This window comes from Paraburkholderia yinzeri, assembly GCF_046581065.1.
In the GTDB taxonomy this organism is placed as follows: Bacteria; Pseudomonadota; Gammaproteobacteria; order Burkholderiales; family Burkholderiaceae; genus Paraburkholderia.
Genome location: NZ_JBFOCJ010000001.1, coordinates 2,298,437 through 2,316,795, shown reverse-complemented (window position 1 = coordinate 2,316,795; position 18,359 = coordinate 2,298,437). Strand labels below are relative to the sequence as shown.

The 18,359-nt window shown below is 66.4% G+C and carries 17 protein-coding genes; 4 read left to right on the top strand and 13 right to left on the bottom strand.

Annotation, left to right across the window (positions count from 1 at the left end; translation table 11 throughout):
- Positions 1–48: 48 nt before the first annotated feature.
- From WJ542_RS11050 to WJ542_RS11035, 4 genes are all read right to left on the bottom strand, one after another.
- Positions 49–1,230 carry an acetyl-CoA C-acetyltransferase gene (locus WJ542_RS11050; protein ID WP_411189329.1) on the bottom strand — a complete coding sequence of 394 codons (1,182 nt, stop codon included), beginning with the start codon at positions 1,228–1,230 and terminating at the stop codon, positions 49–51.
- Between the two features lie 89 nt (positions 1,231–1,319).
- Complete coding sequence (gene phaC / locus WJ542_RS11045; RefSeq protein WP_411189328.1) at positions 1,320–3,194, bottom strand: class I poly(R)-hydroxyalkanoic acid synthase; 1,875 nt, start codon at positions 3,192–3,194, stop codon at positions 1,320–1,322.
- A 407-nt stretch (positions 3,195–3,601) separates the two neighbouring features.
- Positions 3,602–4,462, bottom strand: a complete 861-nt coding sequence (pgeF, locus tag WJ542_RS11040; RefSeq protein ID WP_411189327.1) for a peptidoglycan editing factor PgeF — start codon at positions 4,460–4,462, stop codon at positions 3,602–3,604.
- Positions 4,459–5,733, bottom strand: coding sequence for an RluA family pseudouridine synthase (locus WJ542_RS11035; protein WP_411189326.1), 1,275 nt, complete (start codon positions 5,731–5,733; stop codon positions 4,459–4,461). Before WJ542_RS11035 ends, pgeF begins: the two co-directional genes overlap by 4 nt.
- A 39-nt stretch (positions 5,734–5,772) precedes the next feature.
- Here WJ542_RS11035 and WJ542_RS11030 point away from each other — a divergent pair, with 39 nt between their 5' ends.
- Positions 5,773–6,696, top strand: coding sequence for an outer membrane protein assembly factor BamD (locus WJ542_RS11030; RefSeq protein ID WP_411189325.1), 924 nt, complete (start codon positions 5,773–5,775; stop codon positions 6,694–6,696).
- A gap of 117 nt (positions 6,697–6,813) precedes the next feature.
- Here WJ542_RS11030 and rlmD read toward each other — a convergent pair whose 3' ends face one another.
- Positions 6,814–8,118 carry a 23S rRNA (uracil(1939)-C(5))-methyltransferase RlmD gene (gene rlmD / locus WJ542_RS11025; protein ID WP_411190529.1) on the bottom strand — a complete coding sequence of 435 codons (1,305 nt, stop codon included), beginning with the start codon at positions 8,116–8,118 and terminating at the stop codon, positions 6,814–6,816.
- Between the two features lie 554 nt (positions 8,119–8,672).
- Between rlmD and WJ542_RS11020 the strand changes: the two genes are divergently transcribed.
- Both WJ542_RS11020 and WJ542_RS11015 read left to right on the top strand, forming a co-directional pair.
- Positions 8,673–8,972, top strand: coding sequence for a hypothetical protein (locus WJ542_RS11020; RefSeq protein WP_411189324.1), 300 nt, complete (start codon positions 8,673–8,675; stop codon positions 8,970–8,972).
- A gap of 106 nt (positions 8,973–9,078) precedes the next feature.
- On the top strand, positions 9,079–9,939 hold the full coding sequence (locus tag WJ542_RS11015; RefSeq protein WP_411190528.1) for an endonuclease/exonuclease/phosphatase family protein: 861 nt from the start codon (positions 9,079–9,081) through the stop codon (positions 9,937–9,939).
- 40 nt (positions 9,940–9,979) lie between these two features.
- Here the strand turns inward: WJ542_RS11015 and WJ542_RS11010 are convergent, their stop codons facing one another.
- Genes WJ542_RS11010 through surE form a run of 5 tightly spaced genes read right to left on the bottom strand, consistent with a single transcriptional unit; the run spans position 9,980 to position 14,646 of the window.
- Positions 9,980–10,756 carry a 3'-5' exonuclease gene (locus WJ542_RS11010; RefSeq protein ID WP_411189323.1) on the bottom strand — a complete coding sequence of 259 codons (777 nt, stop codon included), beginning with the start codon at positions 10,754–10,756 and terminating at the stop codon, positions 9,980–9,982.
- A 51-nt stretch (positions 10,757–10,807) separates the two neighbouring features.
- Positions 10,808–11,887, bottom strand: coding sequence for an RNA polymerase sigma factor RpoS (gene rpoS, locus WJ542_RS11005; RefSeq protein WP_411189322.1), 1,080 nt, complete (start codon positions 11,885–11,887; stop codon positions 10,808–10,810).
- A 13-nt stretch (positions 11,888–11,900) separates the two neighbouring features.
- Entirely contained in the window at positions 11,901–12,785 is an 885-nt protein-coding gene (locus WJ542_RS11000; RefSeq protein WP_411189321.1) for a peptidoglycan DD-metalloendopeptidase family protein, read from the bottom strand.
- Between the two features lie 11 nt (positions 12,786–12,796).
- Positions 12,797–13,888, bottom strand: coding sequence for a protein-L-isoaspartate(D-aspartate) O-methyltransferase (locus tag WJ542_RS10995; RefSeq protein WP_411190527.1), 1,092 nt, complete (start codon positions 13,886–13,888; stop codon positions 12,797–12,799).
- Entirely contained in the window at positions 13,885–14,646 is a 762-nt protein-coding gene (gene surE / locus WJ542_RS10990) for a 5'/3'-nucleotidase SurE (RefSeq protein ID WP_411189320.1), read from the bottom strand. Before surE ends, WJ542_RS10995 begins: the two co-directional genes overlap by 4 nt.
- 239 nt (positions 14,647–14,885) lie before the next feature.
- On the opposite strand from surE, the gene WJ542_RS10985 reads away from it, so the two are divergent.
- Positions 14,886–15,857: an NADPH:quinone oxidoreductase family protein gene (locus tag WJ542_RS10985; RefSeq protein WP_411189319.1), complete on the top strand. Its 972-nt coding sequence runs from the start codon at positions 14,886–14,888 to the stop codon at positions 15,855–15,857.
- 84 nt (positions 15,858–15,941) lie between these two features.
- Here WJ542_RS10985 and WJ542_RS10980 read toward each other — a convergent pair whose 3' ends face one another.
- The 3 genes from WJ542_RS10980 to WJ542_RS10970 form a co-directional block, all read right to left on the bottom strand.
- On the bottom strand, positions 15,942–17,180 hold the full coding sequence (locus WJ542_RS10980; protein WP_411189318.1) for a CaiB/BaiF CoA transferase family protein: 1,239 nt from the start codon (positions 17,178–17,180) through the stop codon (positions 15,942–15,944).
- A 71-nt stretch (positions 17,181–17,251) separates the two neighbouring features.
- Positions 17,252–17,848, bottom strand: coding sequence for a recombination mediator RecR (gene recR / locus WJ542_RS10975; RefSeq protein ID WP_411189317.1), 597 nt, complete (start codon positions 17,846–17,848; stop codon positions 17,252–17,254).
- 133 nt (positions 17,849–17,981) lie between these two features.
- Positions 17,982–18,308, bottom strand: a complete 327-nt coding sequence (locus tag WJ542_RS10970) for a YbaB/EbfC family nucleoid-associated protein (protein ID WP_027797266.1) — start codon at positions 18,306–18,308, stop codon at positions 17,982–17,984.
- Positions 18,309–18,359 lie beyond the last annotated feature (51 nt).

The following is an 18,359-nucleotide window of genomic DNA, read 5'->3' as shown; positions in this document are numbered from 1 at the left end:
CCTCTGGCGCCACAGCGGGCTGCGCTGCAGCCCGCTGCGTTCATCACATCACGAACGCTCGAGCGCGAGCGCCACGCCCATGCCGCCGCCGATGCACAGCGACGCCAGGCCCTTCTTCGCATCGCGCTTCTGCATCTCGTACAGCAGCGTGACCAGCACCCGGCACCCCGACGCCCCGATCGGGTGTCCGATCGCAATCGCCCCGCCGTTCACGTTGATCTTCGACGTGTCCCACCCCATCTGCTTGTTCACCGCCAGCGCCTGCGCCGCAAACGCCTCGTTGATCTCCATCAGATCCAGATCCTGCGCCGTCCAGCCCGCGCGCTCCAGGCACCGCTTCGACGCCGGCACCGGACCCATGCCCATGATCTTCGGGTCCAGACCCGCGTTCGAGTACGCCTTGATGCGCGCCAGCGGCTTCAGCCCCAGCTCCCCGGCCTTCTTCGCCGACATCACCACCACCGCCGCCGCCCCGTCGTTCAGCCCCGACGCGTTCGCCGCCGTCACCGTGCCTTCCTTGTTGAACGCCGGCTTCAGGCCCGCGAGCGACTCCGCCGTCACGCCGTGGCGCACGAACTCGTCGGTCCTGAACTGCAGCGGCTCGCCCTTGCGTTGCGGGATCGCCACCGGCACGATTTCGTCGTCGAAACGGCCCGCTTTCTGCGCGGCTTCCGCCTTGTTCTGCGAAAACGCCGCAAACGCGTCCTGCTCCTCGCGCGTGATGCCGTATTCCTTCGCGACGTTCTCCGCCGTCACGCCCATGTGGTACTGGTTGTACACGTCCCACAGGCCGTCCACGATCATGCTGTCCACGAGTTTCGCATCGCCCATGCGGAAGCCGTCGCGCGAGCCCGGCAGCACGTGCGGCGCCGCGCTCATGTTCTCCTGGCCACCCGCCACCACAATCTCGGCCTCGCCCGCGATGATCGCGTTCGCCGCGAGCATCACCGCCCTCAGGCCCGAGCCGCACACCTTGTTGATCGTCATGGCCGGCACCGAGGCAGGCAGCCCCGCCTTGATCGATGCCTGGCGCGCGACGTTCTGGCCCGAACCGGCCGTCAGCACCTGACCCATGATCACTTCGCTCACCTGCTCGGGCTTGATGCCGGCGCGCGCCAGCGCTTCCTTGATCACCACCGCGCCCAGCTCCGGCGCCGGAATCTTCGCCAGCGAGCCGCCAAATTTGCCCACCGCCGTACGGGCGGCCGATACGATCACAATGTCAGTCATTTCCAGTTCCTCCGGTCAGCACAACGTCGCGAAAGACGCTGACCCGTCAAGTTAAAAACCATTGCCGCAGCACGACACATCGCTCCGCATCATTCGCGCTGCTGCACGTAACGCCCCGGTGCCGGCTCGATCTCCGGAAACTCCGCCGACCCGGCCTGCGCGCGCGGCTTCACCTTCTTGCCGCCAAACTGGTCGAGCCATTCGGCCCAGGTCGGCCACCAGCTACCAGGTTTTTCCTGCGCCGCGTCGAACCACTTGTCGGCGGCTTCGGGCAGGTGCTTCGCGTCGGCCTCCATGCTCCAGAAGCTGCGCTTGTTCTTCGAAGCCGGATTGATCACACCCGCGATGTGGCCCGACGCTCCCAACACGAAGCGCAGCGGTCCCGAAAGCAGCGGCACCGACGCGTACGCCGTACGCCACGGCACGATGTGATCGTCGCGCGAGCCATAGATGAACGTGGGCACGTCGATGCGCGAGAGGTCCACCGCCTCGCCGCAAACCGTGAGCGCGCCCGGCTCGCGCAGCTTGTTCTCAAGGTACGTATTGCGCAGATACCACGTGTAGGCCGGGCCGGGGAAACTCGTCGAGTCGCTGTTCCAGAACAGCAGGTCGAACGGAGCCGGCGTGCGGCCCTTGAGGTAGTTGTCGACGACGTAATTCCAGACCAGATCGTTCGGGCGCAGGAAAGAGAATGTGTTGGCAAACTCGACGCCGCGCATGAGACCCGGTTTCGTCCCGTTCTTGCCGCCGATGGCTTGCTCGCGCATCTGCACGTGCGCCTCGTCGACGAACACGTCGAGCACGCCCGTATCCGAGAAGTCGAGCATCGCGGTCAGCAACGTCAGCGACGAAGCCGGATGTTCTCCGCGCGCGGCCGCGACGGCAAGCGCGGTGGCCAGCATCGTACCGCCGATGCAGAAGCCGAGCGTGTTGATCTGCTCGCGGCCGCCGATGCTGCGCACGGTGTCGATGGCCTTGAGCACGCCGTCTTCGATATAGTCGTCCCAGGTCTTCTCGACAATCGACGCGTCGCCGTTGTGCCAGGACACGAGGAACACCTGCTGGCCCTGTTCGAGCGCGTACGCGACGAGCGAATTCTCAGGCTGCAGGTCGAGAATGTAGAACTTGTTGATGCAGGGCGGCACGATGAGCAGCGGCCGCTCGCGTACGGTGGCCGTGCGCGGCTTGTACTGGATCAACTGGAACAGTTCGTTCTCGAACACGACCGAACCCTCGGTCGTTGCGAGATTACGCCCCACCACGAAGCGCGACTCATCGGTTTGCGAGATCTTGCCGCGCGTGAGGTCGGCGAGCAGGTTCATCACACCCTGGCGCAGACTCTCGCCGTGCGTTTCGAGCAGCGTGCTCTGCGCGTCCGGATTGAGCGCGAGGAAGTTGCTGGGCGACGCCGCAGCCGTCCATTGCTGGACCGCGAAGCGGATGCGCTCGCGCGTCTTCGCATCGGTATCGATAGCGTCGACGAGTTCGTGCAGGTAGCGCGCGTTCAGCAGATACCACGCCGCCGTGAACGCATAGGCCGGCGTGCTCTTCCATGCCTCGGAGCTGAAACGACGGTCCTTCAGTTCGGGCGCTTTGGGAGTGGTATCCGAAGCCTGGCGCAGCAGATCGATCGCGTCGCGCGAATACTCGGCCTGGAGTTGCTGAAGGCGTGCGGGTTCGACCACGACACCCGGCAACCGGAACGCGTCGAACGGCGCGGCCATGCCGGCGCCGTTCGCGCCGCTTGCAGCATTCGCCACCGGGGGCCACCAGCCGGTGCCGAACGGCATTTGCCGGGCCGCCGCATCCTGGGCCTGCTGTGCGGCATTCATGGCATTGCGCCACGCTACCGTCCACGCGTCGAGTATCTGCTGCATTCCGGCGGCATCCGGAGTGAATTGCTGCGCACCGCTAGTTGAAGCGCCCGTGCCCGGGGAATTCGTGGAACGTTCAGATGCCGTCATGCCTGCTTTTGACCGGTGTGCCCCGAAGGGCTGGTTGAGAGGCAGGTGGTACGCCGACGGAGCGCGCGTCGCGCCCTGTCGCGTCCTGTCCCGTAGGTGAAGGACATTCTTGCTCCCCACTGCGAAGCGTGTCAATGCTTGTGCCCGATTTTGCCGCACTGCGATATTTTTTTTATTATCGTTTTCCCGATGTAAGCAACGAATAAAACGCGGCAAGTCATACGCAATCCGGCGTGCACATAAAAAACCGCCGTTGGGCCAAGCGGTTGCAATGCCAGGCGACTCGCGCTCACGCAATCGGCATCACATCGCGTGCTGCAATTCGTCGCGTTCCGCCGCTTTTGATGCGACGCAGCAAAACGCGGCTCAAACGCGTGGCAATAGAGTGAAATACGGAGGCAGATACGTCAGGTAGCCAGCCAGACGAGCGCCGCCATGCGACCCGTGACCCGATCCCGCCGATACGAGTAGAAGGACTCGCGTTCCGTCCAGGTGCACCTGTCGCCGCCGCCGACACGCACGACGCCGAGTGCCGCGAGCCGCAAGCGCGCGAGCGCATTGAGATCGGCGAGGTACTTGCCGCTCGCCTCGGGCCTCGCAGCAAACGCGGCCGCCGTCGCCTCGCGTTGTGCGCCGCCGACATCGGCTGCGTGGGTCATGAACGCGTCACGCACGTCTGCGCCCACCTCGAAGGCCGTCGGACCGATGGCCGGTCCGAGCCAGGCGTGCAGATCGTGGGGAGCGCAACCGGCGAGTGCGGCCACGCGAGCGGCCGTCCGCTCGATCACACCCGCTGCCAGTCCGCGCCAGCCCGCATGCGCGGCGCCGATCGCGCGGCCAGCGCCATCGCACAGCAGCACCGGCATGCAGTCGGCGACCATTACCGTGCAGGCGATGCCCGGGCGGTCCGTCACGCTCGCGTCGGCGGCAAGCGGCTCGCCCGCGCGTGCGGCGGCGAGCGCCTCGGCGGCATCGACCACGTCGGCGCCATGCACCTGCCTGAGCCATGCCGCTGGCACGCCCGCATAAGCGAGGAGGCGCGCCCGGTTCGCTTCGACGTGGTCGAGCTCGTCGCCCGACAACCTGCCGAGGTTCAGGCCGCCCGGCAGGTCGCGCCCCGCTCCGCCCGCGGCACCGGCCTGCCACCGGCCGAACGGCGGCGCGCTCACGCCGCCGTTACGGGTCGTCGCCAGCGCGCGCACGTTCGACGGCGCGCTCCAGTCCGGCAGCAGCAAGTCGGCGGAATTCAGTTCATGGGGCCTGCTCATGCGCGGCGGTCCTCGCTGTCGTCGTGCTCGTCGTCTTCGTAGTCGTCTTCGTCGCTACCGATCACGAAACCTTCGTCCGTGTAGGCGCTGTCGAACATCTCCTCGTCGAAGCCGTATTCGTCCTCGTTCGAACCGAAGCCGAGTGCGGCGATCAGTTCGTCCATGTCGTCGGGCACGTCGGCTCGCCACTGCATCGCGCGGCGAGTAACCGGATGGATGAGACCAAGCCGCCACGCATGCAGCGCCTGGCGCGCGAAGTCGCCCGGCAACGCCGCGACCGAGCGCCGCCCGCGCGCGTGCCCATACACGGGATCGCCCAGCAGCGGATGACGAATGTGCGCACAGTGCACGCGGATCTGATGCGTGCGCCCCGTTTCCAGATCGCAGTGAATCGCGCTCACCGGCTGGCCGTGCCACAGGGTCGAATCGACGCGCCGGAAATGCGTGCGCGCGGGCTTGCCCGAGGCGCCCGCGACGACCGCCATGCGCGTGCGTTCGCGCGGATCGCGGCCGATCGGCGCGTCGATGGTGCCCTCGTCCGGCATGGTGCCCCACACGAGCGCCAGATAGCGCCGCTTGACCGTGCGGGCCTGCAACTGGCGCACGAGGTCGGTCTGCGCCTCCAGCGTGCGCGCGACGACCATCAGCCCCGAGGTCTCCTTGTCGAGCCGGTGGACGATGCCCGCGCGCGGCAAGCCAGCGGCCGCCTCGCCGTAGCGATGCAGGAGGCCGTTGAGGATCGTCCCGCTCCAGTTGCCCGCGGCGGGATGAACGACGAGCCCGGCGGGCTTGTTGATGACGACGATGGCGTCGTCCTCGTAGATCACGTCGAGCGGAACGGGCTCGGGCGTGAACGCGAGCTGCTCGGGCAGCAGGTCGGGCACGAGCTCGATCGTCGCGCCGAGCGGCACCGCCTGGCGCACCTTGGCGGGCGCGCCATCCACGCGTACGCGTTGCGCTTCGATCCAGCCCTGCAAACGACTGCGCGAAAATTCGGGAAAGACCTTCGCGAGCACCTTGTCGAGCCGCTCGCCGGCAAGCTCGTCGGGCACCTGGACGCGCCGCGGCGCTTCGCTGCCGCGCCTGTCGCGCTGCGTGGCGCTTTGCCCGGCGCTTTGCCTGGATGAGCCGCCCGCAAGCGCCTCGCCGCCAAGGCCGTCGTCGAGCGACTCACCGGGCGCTGCGTCATCGGGCACTGCGCCCAGGCTATAATTGTCGATGCTGTTTTGGGCGCCGGGGGCGCCGCCTCCCGGAAGAACTGAACGGGTCATTGAGTCTGGGTCACCTGGGACCTGAAGCTGAACTGGAAAATGCGAGCCTTGAACACGATTACGAAACTGGCCCAACATGCTATTGCCCGGAACGCGGCCCTGAACACGGCCGGAAACACGGCGACCGTATCGACGATCCGCAAGATCGGTAACGTCGTTCGCATCGCCGCGTGCGGCGCCGCGCTCGCCGTCGTGGCGGCCTGCCACGGCCTGCCGGAGAAGACCGACGAAACGGCGACGTGGAACAACAACAAATTATATACGGAGGCCCAGGACGCGCTCTCCAGCGGCGACTGGAGCAAGTGCGCGAAGTACTTCGAGTCGCTCGAAGGCCGCGATCCGTTCGGCCACTTCGCGCAACAGGCGCAGATCAACGTGGCGTACTGTAGCTGGAAGGACGGCGAGAACGACGCCGCGGACGAAGCCATCGACCGCTTCATCCGCCTGCACCCGGATCACCCGGACATCGCGTATGCCTATTACCTCAAGGGCATGATCCACTTCAACGACGACCTGGGTCTGTTCGGCCGCTTCTCGGGCCAGGACATGAGCGAGCGCGACCCGAAATCGCTGCGCGAAGCCTATGACGCGTTCAAGCAGGTGGTCGACAAGTATCCGCAGAGCAAGTACGCGCCGGATTCGGCGCAACGCATGCGCTACATCGTCAACGCGCTGGCTTCGCACGAAGTGCACGTGGCCGACTACTACTACCGCCGCGGCGCCTATGTGGCCGCGATCAACCGCGCGCAGCTCACGATCACGCAATACAAGAGCGCGCCGGCCATCGAAGACGCGCTGCACATCATGATCCTCTCGTACCAGAAGCTGGATCGGCCGCAGCTCGCCGACGACACCCGCCGGGTGCTGGCGTCGACGTTCCCGGACAGCCCGTACATCACCGGCCATGCGCGGCCAAGCAAGGACGGCAGCGGCAACAGCAAGCCCTGGTGGCAACTCTGGTAAGACCGCCGCGCCGGGCCTCCGCCTGACTTGCGCCGGAAGAAAAAAACCCGCTTCGGCGGGTTTTTTCATTGATGCGCCGGGCGGCACCCGGAGCAAATCTCCAGCGCTCAATCGAACTCAATCGCGCTCGAACAGCGCGATGGATTCGACGTGCGACGTGTGCGGGAACATGTTCACGACGCCCGCGCCCTTGAGCCGGTAGCCGGCCTCGTGCACGAGAAGGCCCGCATCGCGCGCGAGCGTCGCCGGGCTGCACGACACGTAGACGATGCGCTTCGGCAGCGGGCCTTCGCCGCTTTGCGCGATGTCCGCAAGCGCCCTGGATACCGCAAGCGCCCCTTCGCGCGGTGGATCGACGAGGAACTTGTCGAATGCGCCCAGTGCGCGCATGTCGTCGGCGGTCACTTCGAACAGGTTGCGGCACGCAAAGGACGTATGGCCGTCCACACCGTTCGCGCGCGCGTTCTCGAGCGCGCGCGCCGTCAGCGTATCGCTGCCCTCGATGCCCACTACCTCGCGCGCGAGCCGCGCGAGCGGCAGCGTGAAATTGCCGATGCCGCAGAACAGGTCGAGCACACGATCGCCCGGCCGGGGGGCGAGCAACCGCAGCGCGCGACCAACCAGCACGCGATTGATCTGATGATTGACCTGGGTGAAGTCGGTCGGCTTGAACGGCATCCGGATGTCGAACTCGGGCAGCGTGTAGTCGAGCTGCGCGTCGAGCGGATAGAACGGAAACACCGTATCCGGCCCCTTCGGCTGCAGCCAGAACTGCACGTTGTGCTCGTCCGCGAAAGCGCGCAGGAGCGCTTCGTCGGCGGCCGTGAGCGGCTCCAGGATGCGCAGCACGAGCGCCGTCACGCTCGAGCCCACGGCAAGCTCGATCTGCGGCATGCGATCGCGGATCGAGAGCCCTTCGACGAGCTTGCGCAGCGGCACGAGCATGGCCGACACGTGCGGCGGCAGCACCTCGCAGCTCGTCATGTCAACCACGTAGCTGCTCTTTCTTTCGTGGAAGCCCACCAGCACCCCGCCCTTCTTCGGCACGTTGCGCACGGTCAGGCGCGCGCGGTAGCGATAACCCCACGACGGCCCGTGAATCGGCCGGAACAGCGTTTCGGCGCGGACTTTCGAAAGATGCGCGAGGTTGTCCTCCAGCACGCGCTGCTTGACGGCGATCTGCGCGCGCACGTCCAGATGCTGCATCGAGCATCCGCCGCAGGTGCCGAAAAACGCGCATTGCGGCTTCGTGCGGACCGCGCTTTCGCGCAGCACGTCCACCACTTGCGCCTGCTCGAAACTCGGCTTCTTGCGATAGCTGGAGTAGGTCACGCGTTCGCCGGGCAGCGCGCCTTCGACGAAGATCACCTTGCCGGGCTCCCCGGTTTCGGTCACGGTGCGGCCGACGCCACGCGCTTCCATGTCGAGCGACTCGATCTCGAGAATCGGGGCGTGAAGCACCGATGCATCGGCGGCAGCGCGCCGCTCGGCCCGGCGCTCGCGCTTGCTGCGCTTCGCGGCGGGGGCGGCCGGCGGCGCATCCGGAGCGGGCGCGGCTTCCACAGGTTCGGCTTGAGAATCGGGGACGGCTTGAGACACCAGCGGATTCCTGACAGACGGTGATTGAAAAATGGGCAAAGGCGAGATTGTAGACGAAGTCGGCGCCGCCGCCCCGCACGGCAGAGGCCGCCCCGATCGTGCCGGAGGGCTTCGTTACGCCAATCGTGCCCGCGATCGAGTCCCTCGCACCGCCTGAAGTGGTTCACAGGCAGCGAATCATGCTAATGTTCGGCGGCCTCGCTGCACCCATCGCGCCGATGGGCTTGTTGCCGGCCGTCCACATGTTGCTCGACTGACAGCATGCGCGCCCGTACGGACTGGACGCGCAGCCCTTGCGGGCTGCCGTTTCGGCCTGATCCGATGGATCATACGTGCCTGGCGTATGGATCAATCCCCCTTAGACCCCAGGAATCGACTTGAGCAAACTAATCTACCGCACCTTCGGCCCCATCGCTGCGGCGGCACTCCTGAGCCTCGCCGCATGCGCTTCGTCCGTCAAGCCCGAACAGATCATGACCAGGGTCACGCCCGGCATGTCGCAAACGGAGGTCGTCCAACGCATCGGCCCGCCGGACAGCGAAACCACGAATGCCGGAAACGACTGCTTCCAGTATTCGCTGGGCGACAACGCCGGTACGCCGTTTGCCGTGTATTTCGACGGCCAGCATCGTGTCTCCGGGACAACGCGCGGCGTGTGCTCCGGCATGCTGCACTAAATGCATCCCGCCGAAGGGTGACGCTTCCGCTTGAGACGAAGGGCGAGGGACAAAAGATCTCCCCTTCGCCTACATTGGAGTCATGCCGATCCCCCTGCGGGTAGCCATGAAATTGCTGAGCTGGAACGTACAGTGGGGCCGCGACGCGGCGGGCGTGGTCGATCTGGCGCGCACCGTACGCGAGGCACGGCGGCTCGCCGACTTTGATGTGCTCTGTCTGCAGGAACTCACGCGCGGCTTCGCAGGCCTGCCTGGCGGCCCCGGCGACGATCAGTTTGCCGAACTGGCGAGGCTTCTGCCCGGCTACACCGTGCTCGAGGCCATCGGCGCCGATCTCCCGGCGGCGACTGACACCCCTGGCGCGCGGCGGCGCCAGTTCGGCAACGCCATCGCCACGCGTCTGCCGGTTGCGCAAGTATTCCGCCACACCCTGCCCTGGCCTGCCGATCCCGCCGCACCTTCGATGCAGCGCGTCGCGCTCGAAGCCGTGCTGGAGGCGCCTGGCGCAGCGCTGTGCGTGCTCGTCACGCATCTGGAGTTCTATTCCGTGCGCCAGCGGCTCGCCCAGGTCGACGAGTTGCGGCGGCTCCAGCTGGAAGCGGCGGAGCATGCCGCCTCCCCCGCGCCGGCGGAAAACGAAACCGGCCCATTCGCGCCCACGGGCCGCCCCGTGAGCGCGATCCTGTGCGGCGACTTCAACAGCGCATGGGGCAGTGAAGCGTACGCGCGCATGCTCGAACCGATTGCCGGCAGCCCCGCATTCGTCGACGCATGGACGACGCTGCACCCAGGCGCAACGCCGCCTCCCACTGCGGGCGTCTACGACACCAAACAGTGGTCGTCGGGGCCGGTCGCGTGCGACTTCGTGTTCGTCACGGAGGATCTGCGCGGGCATCTGAAGCGCTGCGAAATCGACAGCGCGACGCAAGCGTCCGACCATCAGCCGATCGTGCTGGAACTGGGCTGACACGCCCCGGCAGGCAACTCAGGGGCAACCCAGACACCGCTCAGGCGCCAAACGCCGCGAGATATTCGGCCCAGTGCGGCGCCGGCTCCACGGCAAGCGCATTTTTGACGTGCGCGATCTCGTCTTCGTATTCACGCTCGGTAAACCCGCCGCGCATCATCTGAAAGCGGCAGTAGAGCAGATACGTGTTGACCACGTCGGTTTCGCAGTAGTTGCGGATCTCTTCGATGCGCCCTTCCCGGAACGCCGTCCACACCTGCCCGCCATCCATGCCGAGCTTGCCCGGAAACCCGCAGAGCTTCGCGAGCGCGTCGAGCGGCGCGTTGGCGCGCGCCTGATACATCGCCAGCACGTCCATCAGGTCGGTGTGACGCGAGTGATAGCGGCTGATGTAGTTGTTCCACTTGAAGTCGCGGTCGTCTTCGCCGAGATCCCAGTAGCGCGACGCGCGTATGCCATGCACGAGCGCCCGGTAGTGCAGCACCGGCAGGTCGAAACCGCCGCCGTTCCACGAGACGAGTTGCGGCGTGTACTTCTCGATCGTGCGGTAGAAGGACTGGATCAGCGCCGCTTCGCCGTCCTCGGGCGTGCCGAGCGAGCGCACGCGAAAACCCTGGCCGTCGCGGAACACGCACGAAATCGCCGCGACGCGCTGCAGGTGATGCGGCAGGAAATCGCTGCCGGTCTTCTCACGCCGCGCGGCGAATGCATGTTCGGCCACTTCGGCGTCGCTGAGCGAGGCCGGCAGATTGTCGAGACGGCGAATGCCGTCGACATCGGGAATCGTCTCGATGTCGAATACGAGTACAGGTGTCATTCAGTCGAACATCCAGTCGAACTGCCGGATTCACAAAACGAAATGCGGCATTTACAGGACGGCGTCCTTGCGCACACCGTTGGAAGCGAAAAAGCGCTTGAGCCGCACGAGCGCTTCCTGCTGGATCTGCCGCACGCGCTCGCGGGTCAGGCCCATTTCGTCGGCCAGCTCCTCGAGCGTCGCGGGCTCGATATGGTTCAGCCCGAAGCGCCGTTCGATGACGTGGCGATGCTTGTCCGACAGGCGCCCAAGCCATGCGCGCGTGAGCGTTTCCAGCTCGCGATGCTGCACCTCGGCGTCGGGCGACTGGCTCTGGTCGTCGGAGAGCAGATCGAGCAGACTGCTCGCCGGGTCGAGATCGAGCGGCGCGTCGAGCGACGCGGTGTGTTCGTTGAGCGCGAGGATGTCGGTGACTTCTTCGCTCGTCTTGCCGGTGAGATAGGCGATGTCGTCGATGCTCGCGTCGCGCCGTTCGGACGCCGAATCGGCATTCAGCGAATTCTTCTCCAGATGGCGCTTCGCGCGCAGCACCTGATTCAGCTCGCGGATCACGTGCACCGGCAGCCGGACCGTACGCGCCTGGTTCATGATCGCGCGCTCGATGCTCTGGCGGATCCACCACGTCGCATAGGTCGAGAAACGGAAGCCGCGCGCGGGATCGAATTTCTCGATGGCGTGCATGAGGCCGAGATTGCCCTCTTCGATCAGATCGAGCAGCGGCACGCCGCGATTCAGATACCCCTTCGCGATGCTGACCACGAGCCGCAGATTGCGCTCGATCATGACCTGGCGCGCCTCGAACTCACCCGCCTTCGCGAGGCGCGAGTAGCGCTGCTCTTCCTCGACGGTGAGAAGCGGCTTCACGCTGATGCGGTTCAGGTAGTGCTGGATGGTGTCGGCCGTCAACTCGGCCTGCAGCATCGCGCGGAAATCGTCCTCCGGCGCCGGTTCGGCCGCCTCCCGGCCGCCGCCCTCTTCTTCCGCGGCTGCCTCGCGCTCGTCGAACTCGCGGCCGTTGTCGAGCTCGGACGGCGCCTCGTCCTCGCCGGACGCAGCGCCGTCTTCGACCGAAACCGGCGCGGCCTGGCTGTCAGACTCGGTTTGCTGCGGACGACGCTTCGGTTTCGGCATGGTCGGCTCGCTATTATTGCGGCGGCAAGTACTTCAGTGGGTCGACGGGTTTGCCCTGACGGCGGACTTCGAAATGCAGCATCACACGATCCGAATCGGTGTTGCCCATTTCGGCGATCTTCTGACCTTTCGTGACCGCATCCCCTTCTTTTACCATCAAAGCGCGGTTGTGTGCATACGCCGTCAAATAGGTGGCGTCATGCTTGATGATAATGAGATTGCCGTATCCGCGCAGCCCGTTTCCGGCATAAACCACGCGGCCATCCCCGGCGGCCTTGACGGGATCGCCTGCCGCCCCGCCAATATCGATGCCCTTGTTCTTCGTGTCGTCGAAACCGTTGAGCACCGGGCCGCGCACCGGCCATGCCAGCGCAATGCTGCTGGCAGGCGCTGCCGTGTCGCCGGCGCTTGCCTGCGGCGGCACAGCCGCGGTTGCGGCGCCGCCGCCCGAGCCGACCATCGGCGGCACGGCCGCCGACGAACCCGGTGGCACGCTCGCCACATTGGCGCCCGGCACCGGCGCGGTGACCACGCCCGGCGTCGACGCGGCCGGATTTGCGCCCGGCGGCACGACGCGCAGCAACTGATCCACCTCGATCTGATTCGGATTGGCGAGATTGTTCCACGTCGCGATGTCGCGGTAACTCTGGCCGTTTTCGAGCGCAATCCTGTAGAGCGTGTCGCCCGGTTTCACCCGATAGTATCCCGGAGGCGGCGGCCCGAGCGGCACGGCCGGCTGCGCGGCAGCGGTGCCGAGCGGCGCGGTGCGGTCGACGACAGGCGCCTGGTCGAGCCTCGTCGCACAGGCCGTCAGCAGGCAGAGCGCGATGACTGAAGCGCCGCGCTGGGCTGCGGTGAGGTCGACATTCAAGCGGTTTCTTTGCATCGCGCGCAACATACTCATCGGTTTCAGATCACTCCGGATTTTAAGGGGACAAAGAAAACGCGATCAAGCCGCGACTCCCGCCACTGCGCCGGCCCCGTACGCTCGACCACGATCAGCACCTGGGCGGCCTGGGACGTATCGCTGCCGGCCGCACCGGCCGATGCGACCGGCGCCACGAGCCGTCCGCCTATGGCGAGTTGCTCGAGCAGCGCCTGCGGCACGTCGAGGCCCGCGGCAGCGATCACGATCGCATCGAATGGCGCCGCCGACGGCAATCCAAGCCTCCCGTCGCCGTAATGCAGCCGGATATTCGGAATGCGCAGCGGACGAAGATTCGTCTTCGCGCGCTCGTACAGCGGCTTGATGCGCTCGATCGAATAAACGTCGCGTGCGATGCGGCTCAACACGGCGGCCTGATAGCCGCAGCCGGTACCGATCTCGAGCACCCGGTCGAGTGCGCGGCCTGCGCCCGCGAGTTCGAGCATGCGGGCTACCACCGAAGGCTTCGAGATGGTCTGCTGATGGCCGATCGGCAGCGCCGCATCTTCGTAGGCCTGAGTCGCGAGACCGGGATCGACGAACATGTGGCGCGGCACCGCCGCAAGCGCCTGCAGCACCCGCGGATCGGCAATGCCGTTCGCACGCAGGCGTTCGACCATGCGTTCGCGAACCCGTTCCGAAGTCAATGCAAACGCGCTGTTCAACGGCACGCCGGGCGCACCGGAAGCTGGAACGGCGCCCGGACGCGGGATAGCAGCGCGCATCGCGCTCGAACGGTTTGCGGATGCGGCAGGCGTCGCGGGCTGCACGGTTCGCGGGGCATCGCTGCGGCGCGCTTCGCCCGCGCGCGCGGTGGGCGATGACTTGACCAGCGGCTTGGCCGGCGGCTTGATCGAAGACTTCACCGACGCTTCGCCGGGGCGCGCTGTGCGCGTTGCACCGGGCTTGCTCGCGCCGATGGCGCCAACCGAAGCACCCGCGCCGCTGGCGCGCGGGGTCTGCACGGCCGCCCCCTTCGCCGCGGCGGGTTTCGCGCCGCTCGCAAGCGACGCGCGCGGCTCGCGCACGAGATCCGCCAGTCCGAGCGGAAAACGCCGGGTGCGCTCGCCGGTCATGAAGCGCTGCCGCCCTGGCGCACCCATGCGTGCGTCTCAGGCAACATCTGCGTGTGGGTCAGATCGAGTTGCAGCGGCGTGATCGACACATGGCCGTGCGACACCGCATGAAAATCCGTGCCCTCGCTCGCGTCCCGCGCGCTGCCCGCCGGGCCGATCCAGTAGATCGGCTCGCCGCGCGGGTTGGTCTGGGCAATTACGGGCTGCGAGGGATGGCGCTTGCCCAGGCGCGTCACGCGCCACTCGCCGAGTTCCTCGTAAGGCAGGTTCGGAATATTGACGTTCAGCAATGGGTGCCCCGGCAACGGTTGGGCGAGGTAGTGCGTCACGATTTCGGCGGCGACGCGCACCGCCGAATCGAGGTGCGCCCAGTCCTTGTCGACGAGCGAGAACGCGATGGCCGGCACGCCGAACATGATGCCTTCCGTGGCTGCCGCCACGGTGCCCGAATAGAGCGTATCTTCGCCCATGTTCTGACCGTTGTTGATACCGGAGACGACGAGATCGGGCTTGTGCTCCAGCATGCCGGTGAGCGCGATGTGGACCGAGTCGGTGGGCGTGCCGTTCACGTAGTAGAAGCCCGTGGTCGCCGAGCGCAGTACCGACAGCGGACGCCACAGCGTCAGCGAGTTCGATGCGCCGCTGCAGTTCTGCTCCGGCGCCATCACGGTGACCTCGCCGAGCGGCTGGAGCGCCTCGTAGAGCGCTGCGAGGCCGGGGGCGAGATAACCGTCGTCGTTGCTGAGTAGTATTCGCATCAGTCGATTGTAACCGAGGAAAGAAGGCAGGCGAACGACAGCCCGGCGCATCGTTCCCGGCGCCACGGGCCGCTCTTGCCGGCCTTGCCGCACGCCCATTTCTGTGCCCTTCGGCGTGGATTTTCCACGCCACTCATTGGCGCCGGCTTGAATCGCACGATCGTTCGCATTTACCCGATTTGCCGTACACTGTCCGCTGATGCCGATTTCATGAACGACGCGACAGAACAGGAGACACGATGCGCGCCATCCGCTGCAACCAGTACGGTCCGCCCGATACGCTCACGCTCGAAGCACTGGCCGACCTCACGCCCGGCCCGGGCCAGGTCGTGATCGACGTGAAGGCCGCCGCCGTCAATTTTCCCGACGTGCTGATCATCGAAAACAAGTATCAAATGAAGCCGCCGCTGCCCTTCACGCCGGGCGCCGAAGTCGCAGGCATCGTGCGTGCGGCAGGCGACGGCGTCAAGCTCGCGCCGGGTACGCGCGTCGTTGCCTACGTGGGCCAGGGCGGTTTCGCCGAGCAGGCGATCGCCAGCGCCGACGCCTGCGTGCCGCTGCCCGAAGGTGCCGACTTCGCGTCGGCCGCCGCCTTCACCCTCGCCTACGGCACCTCGCATCACGCGGTGGTCGATCGCGCAGCGCTGCGGGCGGGCGAAACCATGCTCGTGCTGGGCGCCGCGGGCGGCGTCGGCCTCGCCGCCGTGGAGATCGGCAAGGTGCTGGGCGCGCGCGTGATCGCCGCGGCGTCGAGCGAAGAGAAGCTGGAGATCTGCCGCCGCTACGGCGCCGATGCCACCATCAACTACAGCACCGAAGACCTGCGCGAGCGCATCAAGGCGCTCACCGACGGCAAGGGCCCCGACGTGATCTACGATCCGGTCGGCGGCGAGTACGCCGAGCCGGCGTTTCGCAGCATCGGCTGGCGCGGCCGCTACCTCGTGGTCGGCTTCGCCAACGGCGAGATTCCGAAGCTGCCGCTCAATCTCGCACTGCTCAAGGGTGCGAGTCTCGTCGGCGTATTCTGGGGGGATTTCGCGCGCCGCGAGCCGCAGCACAACGCGGCGGCATTCGCGGAAATGGTTGGCTGGATCGGAGAAGGCAAGCTCAAGCCGTACGTCTCGAAGCGCTACAAGCTCGCCGATACCGCGCAGGCGCTCAAGGATATGGCGTCGCGCAAGGTGACCGGCAAGATCGTCATCGAACCCTGAGCATTTCCGCCCGGTTTCCGCTCACGACTACACGACTACGGCGCGCGCCATGCGCGCCGTTTCTCGTGCCCGGCCTGTCGTCCCTCAGACGATCTGTTGCGCGTGCAACCGTGCTATGGCCTCGCCGTCGTAACCCAGCGCCCGCAGGACTTCGTCCGTATGCTCGCCCAGTTCGGGACCGAGCCAGCGGGTTTCGCCCGGCGTGGTCGAGAGTTTCGGCGTCACGGCGGGCAGCGCCACGTCCACCTTCCCTTGCCAGCGGAACTGCTGGATCATCTGGCGCGCCATGAACTGCGGATCGGTGAACATGTCGGCGACGCTATAAATGCGTCCGACCGGCACGTCGGCCGCGTTGAGCACGTCGAGCGCTTCGTCGATCGTGCGCGTGGAGAGCCACGCGGCGATGGCGCCGTCGATCTCCGCGGTGCGCGGTACGCGACCGTCGTTGTGCGCGAGGCCCGGGTCGTTCGCGAGATCCTCGCGGTCGATGGCCGTCATGAGGCGCTTGAAGATGGGATCGCTGTTGCCGCCGATCACGATGCTGCCGTCGCGGCACGGATAAGTATTGGAGGGCACGATACCCGGCAGCGACGCGCCGGTGCGCTCGCGCACCATGCCGTAGACGCCGTATTCGGGCACGACGCTCTCCATCATGTTGAAGACGGCCTCGTAGAGCGCCACATCGACGATCTGGCCGCTGCCGCCGTTGGCATTGCGATGATGCAGCGCCATCAGCGCGCCGATCACGCCGTGCAGCGCAGCGATCGAGTCGCCAATCGAAATGCCGATGCGCGGCGGCGGCAGATCGGGATAGCCGGTGATGTGCCGCAAGCCACCCATCGATTCGGCGATCGCGCCGAAGCCGGGACGATCGCGATACGGGCCGGTCTGGCCATAACCCGAAAGCCGCACCATCACGAGGCCGGGATTGTCCTTCGACAGCACGTCGTAGCCGAGCCCCAGCTTTTCGAGCAGGCCGGGACGAAAATTCTCGACGACGATATCGGCCTCTCTTGCGAGGCGGCGAACGATTTCCTTGCCCTCCTCGGCCTTCAGGTTCACCGTCACCGACTTCTTGTTGCGCGCCTGAACGGCCCACCAGAGCGAGGTGCCGCCCGCTTCGGGATACAGCTTGCGCCATTTGCGCAGCGGATCGCCGCCCTTCGGGTCTTCGATCTTGATGACCTCGGCGCCGAATTCGCCGAGAAAACGCGCCGCAAACGGGCCGGCGATCAGCGTGCCGAGCTCAAGCACCTTGACGCCGGCCAGCGGGCCGGTCGGACGCTCGCCGGATGCGGATTCGTGAGTAGTGGCTGCGCTCATGCGTCTCCTTTCGTGTCGTTGATGCGCGCCGCGCGGTGCGCTCCCGGTAGCGCGCGCGGCCGGTGCGCGAGCTACATCGAGCGCCGGTCGATCATCGCGCGGGCAATCGTACCGGCATCGACGTATTCGAGCTCGCCGCCCACCGGCACGCCGCGCGCGAGACGCGTGACCGCGAGACCGCGCGCCTTCAGCGCCTGGCCGAGGTAGTGCGCCGTGGCCTCGCCTTCGTTCGTGAAGTTGGTCGCGAGCACGACCTCCTTCACGATGCCGTCCGAGGCGCGCTTCACGAGCCGGTCGAAATGAATTTCCTTCGGCCCGATGCCGTCGAGCGGGCTCAGATGCCCCATCAGCACGAAATAAAGGCCGCGCCAGGTCATGGTCTGCTCGAGCATGATCTGGTCGGCGGGCGTTTCGACCACGCACAGCAGCGAAGGATCGCGCTCCTCGTCGAGACATGTTTCGCAGACCTGAGCTTCGGTGAACGTATTGCACTTCTCGCAGTGCTTCAGGTTTTCGGTGGCGAAGAGCAGCGCGCCGCCGAGTTTCTCGGCGCCTTCGCGGTCGTGCTGCATCAGGTGGTAAGCCATACGCTGCGCCGACTTCGGCCCGACGCCGGGCAACACGCGCAGCGCCTCGACAAGCGCCGCCAGGGCGGAAGGTTGTTTCATGCGGATTCAGCGTGGCAGATCGGTAGGTCTTGTGCGAGGCGTCTTGCACGGGGTGCCGGGCAATCTCGCATGGCAGGCTTTGCGTGCGAAGCACGCCCGGCGGGCCAGCCCAGGGCGGCCCGCCGGCACTGCATCAGAACGGCAGCTTGAAGCCCGGCGGCAGCGGCAGACCCGAGGTCATGCCGCCCATCTTTTCCTGCGACGTGGCCTCGGCCTTGCGCACCGCGTCGTTGAACGCCGCGGCGACGAGGTCTTCCAGCATGTCCTTGTCGTCGGCGAGGAGGCTCGGGTCGATCGAAACGCGACGCACGTCGTTGCGGCACGTCATCGTCACCTTGACGAGACCGGCGCCCGCCTGCCCTTCGACTTCGATCTGGGCAAGCTGCTCCTGCATCTTCTTCATGTTTTCCTGCATCTGCTGAGCTTGTTTCATCAACCCGGCGAGTTGGCCCTTCATCATGGTCGTGACTCCTTCTGGATCGTCTGTATTCGTGGAAAGCGCGCGGCGCCG

Bases quoted from the DNA above. Each gene is read 5' to 3' on its own strand.
- WJ542_RS11050 (WP_411189329.1), bottom strand. From the start codon at position 1,230: ATGACTGACATTGTGATCGTATCGGCCGCCCGTACGGCGGTGGGCAAA.
- phaC (WP_411189328.1), bottom strand. From the start codon at position 3,194: ATGACGGCATCTGAACGTTCCACGAATTCCCCGGGCACGGGCGCTTCA.
- pgeF (WP_411189327.1), bottom strand. From the start codon at position 4,462: ATGAGCAGGCCCCATGAACTGAATTCCGCCGACTTGCTGCTGCCGGAC.
- WJ542_RS11035 (WP_411189326.1), bottom strand. From the start codon at position 5,733: ATGACCCGTTCAGTTCTTCCGGGAGGCGGCGCCCCCGGCGCCCAAAAC.
- WJ542_RS11030 (WP_411189325.1), top strand. From the start codon at position 5,773: ATGCGAGCCTTGAACACGATTACGAAACTGGCCCAACATGCTATTGCC.
- rlmD (WP_411190529.1), bottom strand. From the start codon at position 8,118: ATGGAAGCGCGTGGCGTCGGCCGCACCGTGACCGAAACCGGGGAGCCC.
- WJ542_RS11015 (WP_411190528.1), top strand. From the start codon at position 9,079: ATGAAATTGCTGAGCTGGAACGTACAGTGGGGCCGCGACGCGGCGGGC.
- WJ542_RS11010 (WP_411189323.1), bottom strand. From the start codon at position 10,756: ATGACACCTGTACTCGTATTCGACATCGAGACGATTCCCGATGTCGAC.
- rpoS (WP_411189322.1), bottom strand. From the start codon at position 11,887: ATGCCGAAACCGAAGCGTCGTCCGCAGCAAACCGAGTCTGACAGCCAG.
- WJ542_RS11000 (WP_411189321.1), bottom strand. From the start codon at position 12,785: ATGTTGCGCGCGATGCAAAGAAACCGCTTGAATGTCGACCTCACCGCA.
- WJ542_RS10995 (WP_411190527.1), bottom strand. From the start codon at position 13,888: ATGACCGGCGAGCGCACCCGGCGTTTTCCGCTCGGACTGGCGGATCTC.
- surE (WP_411189320.1), bottom strand. From the start codon at position 14,646: ATGCGAATACTACTCAGCAACGACGACGGTTATCTCGCCCCCGGCCTC.
- WJ542_RS10985 (WP_411189319.1), top strand. From the start codon at position 14,886: ATGCGCGCCATCCGCTGCAACCAGTACGGTCCGCCCGATACGCTCACG.
- WJ542_RS10980 (WP_411189318.1), bottom strand. From the start codon at position 17,180: ATGAGCGCAGCCACTACTCACGAATCCGCATCCGGCGAGCGTCCGACC.
- recR (WP_411189317.1), bottom strand. From the start codon at position 17,848: ATGAAACAACCTTCCGCCCTGGCGGCGCTTGTCGAGGCGCTGCGCGTG.
- WJ542_RS10970 (WP_027797266.1), bottom strand. From the start codon at position 18,308: ATGATGAAGGGCCAACTCGCCGGGTTGATGAAACAAGCTCAGCAGATG.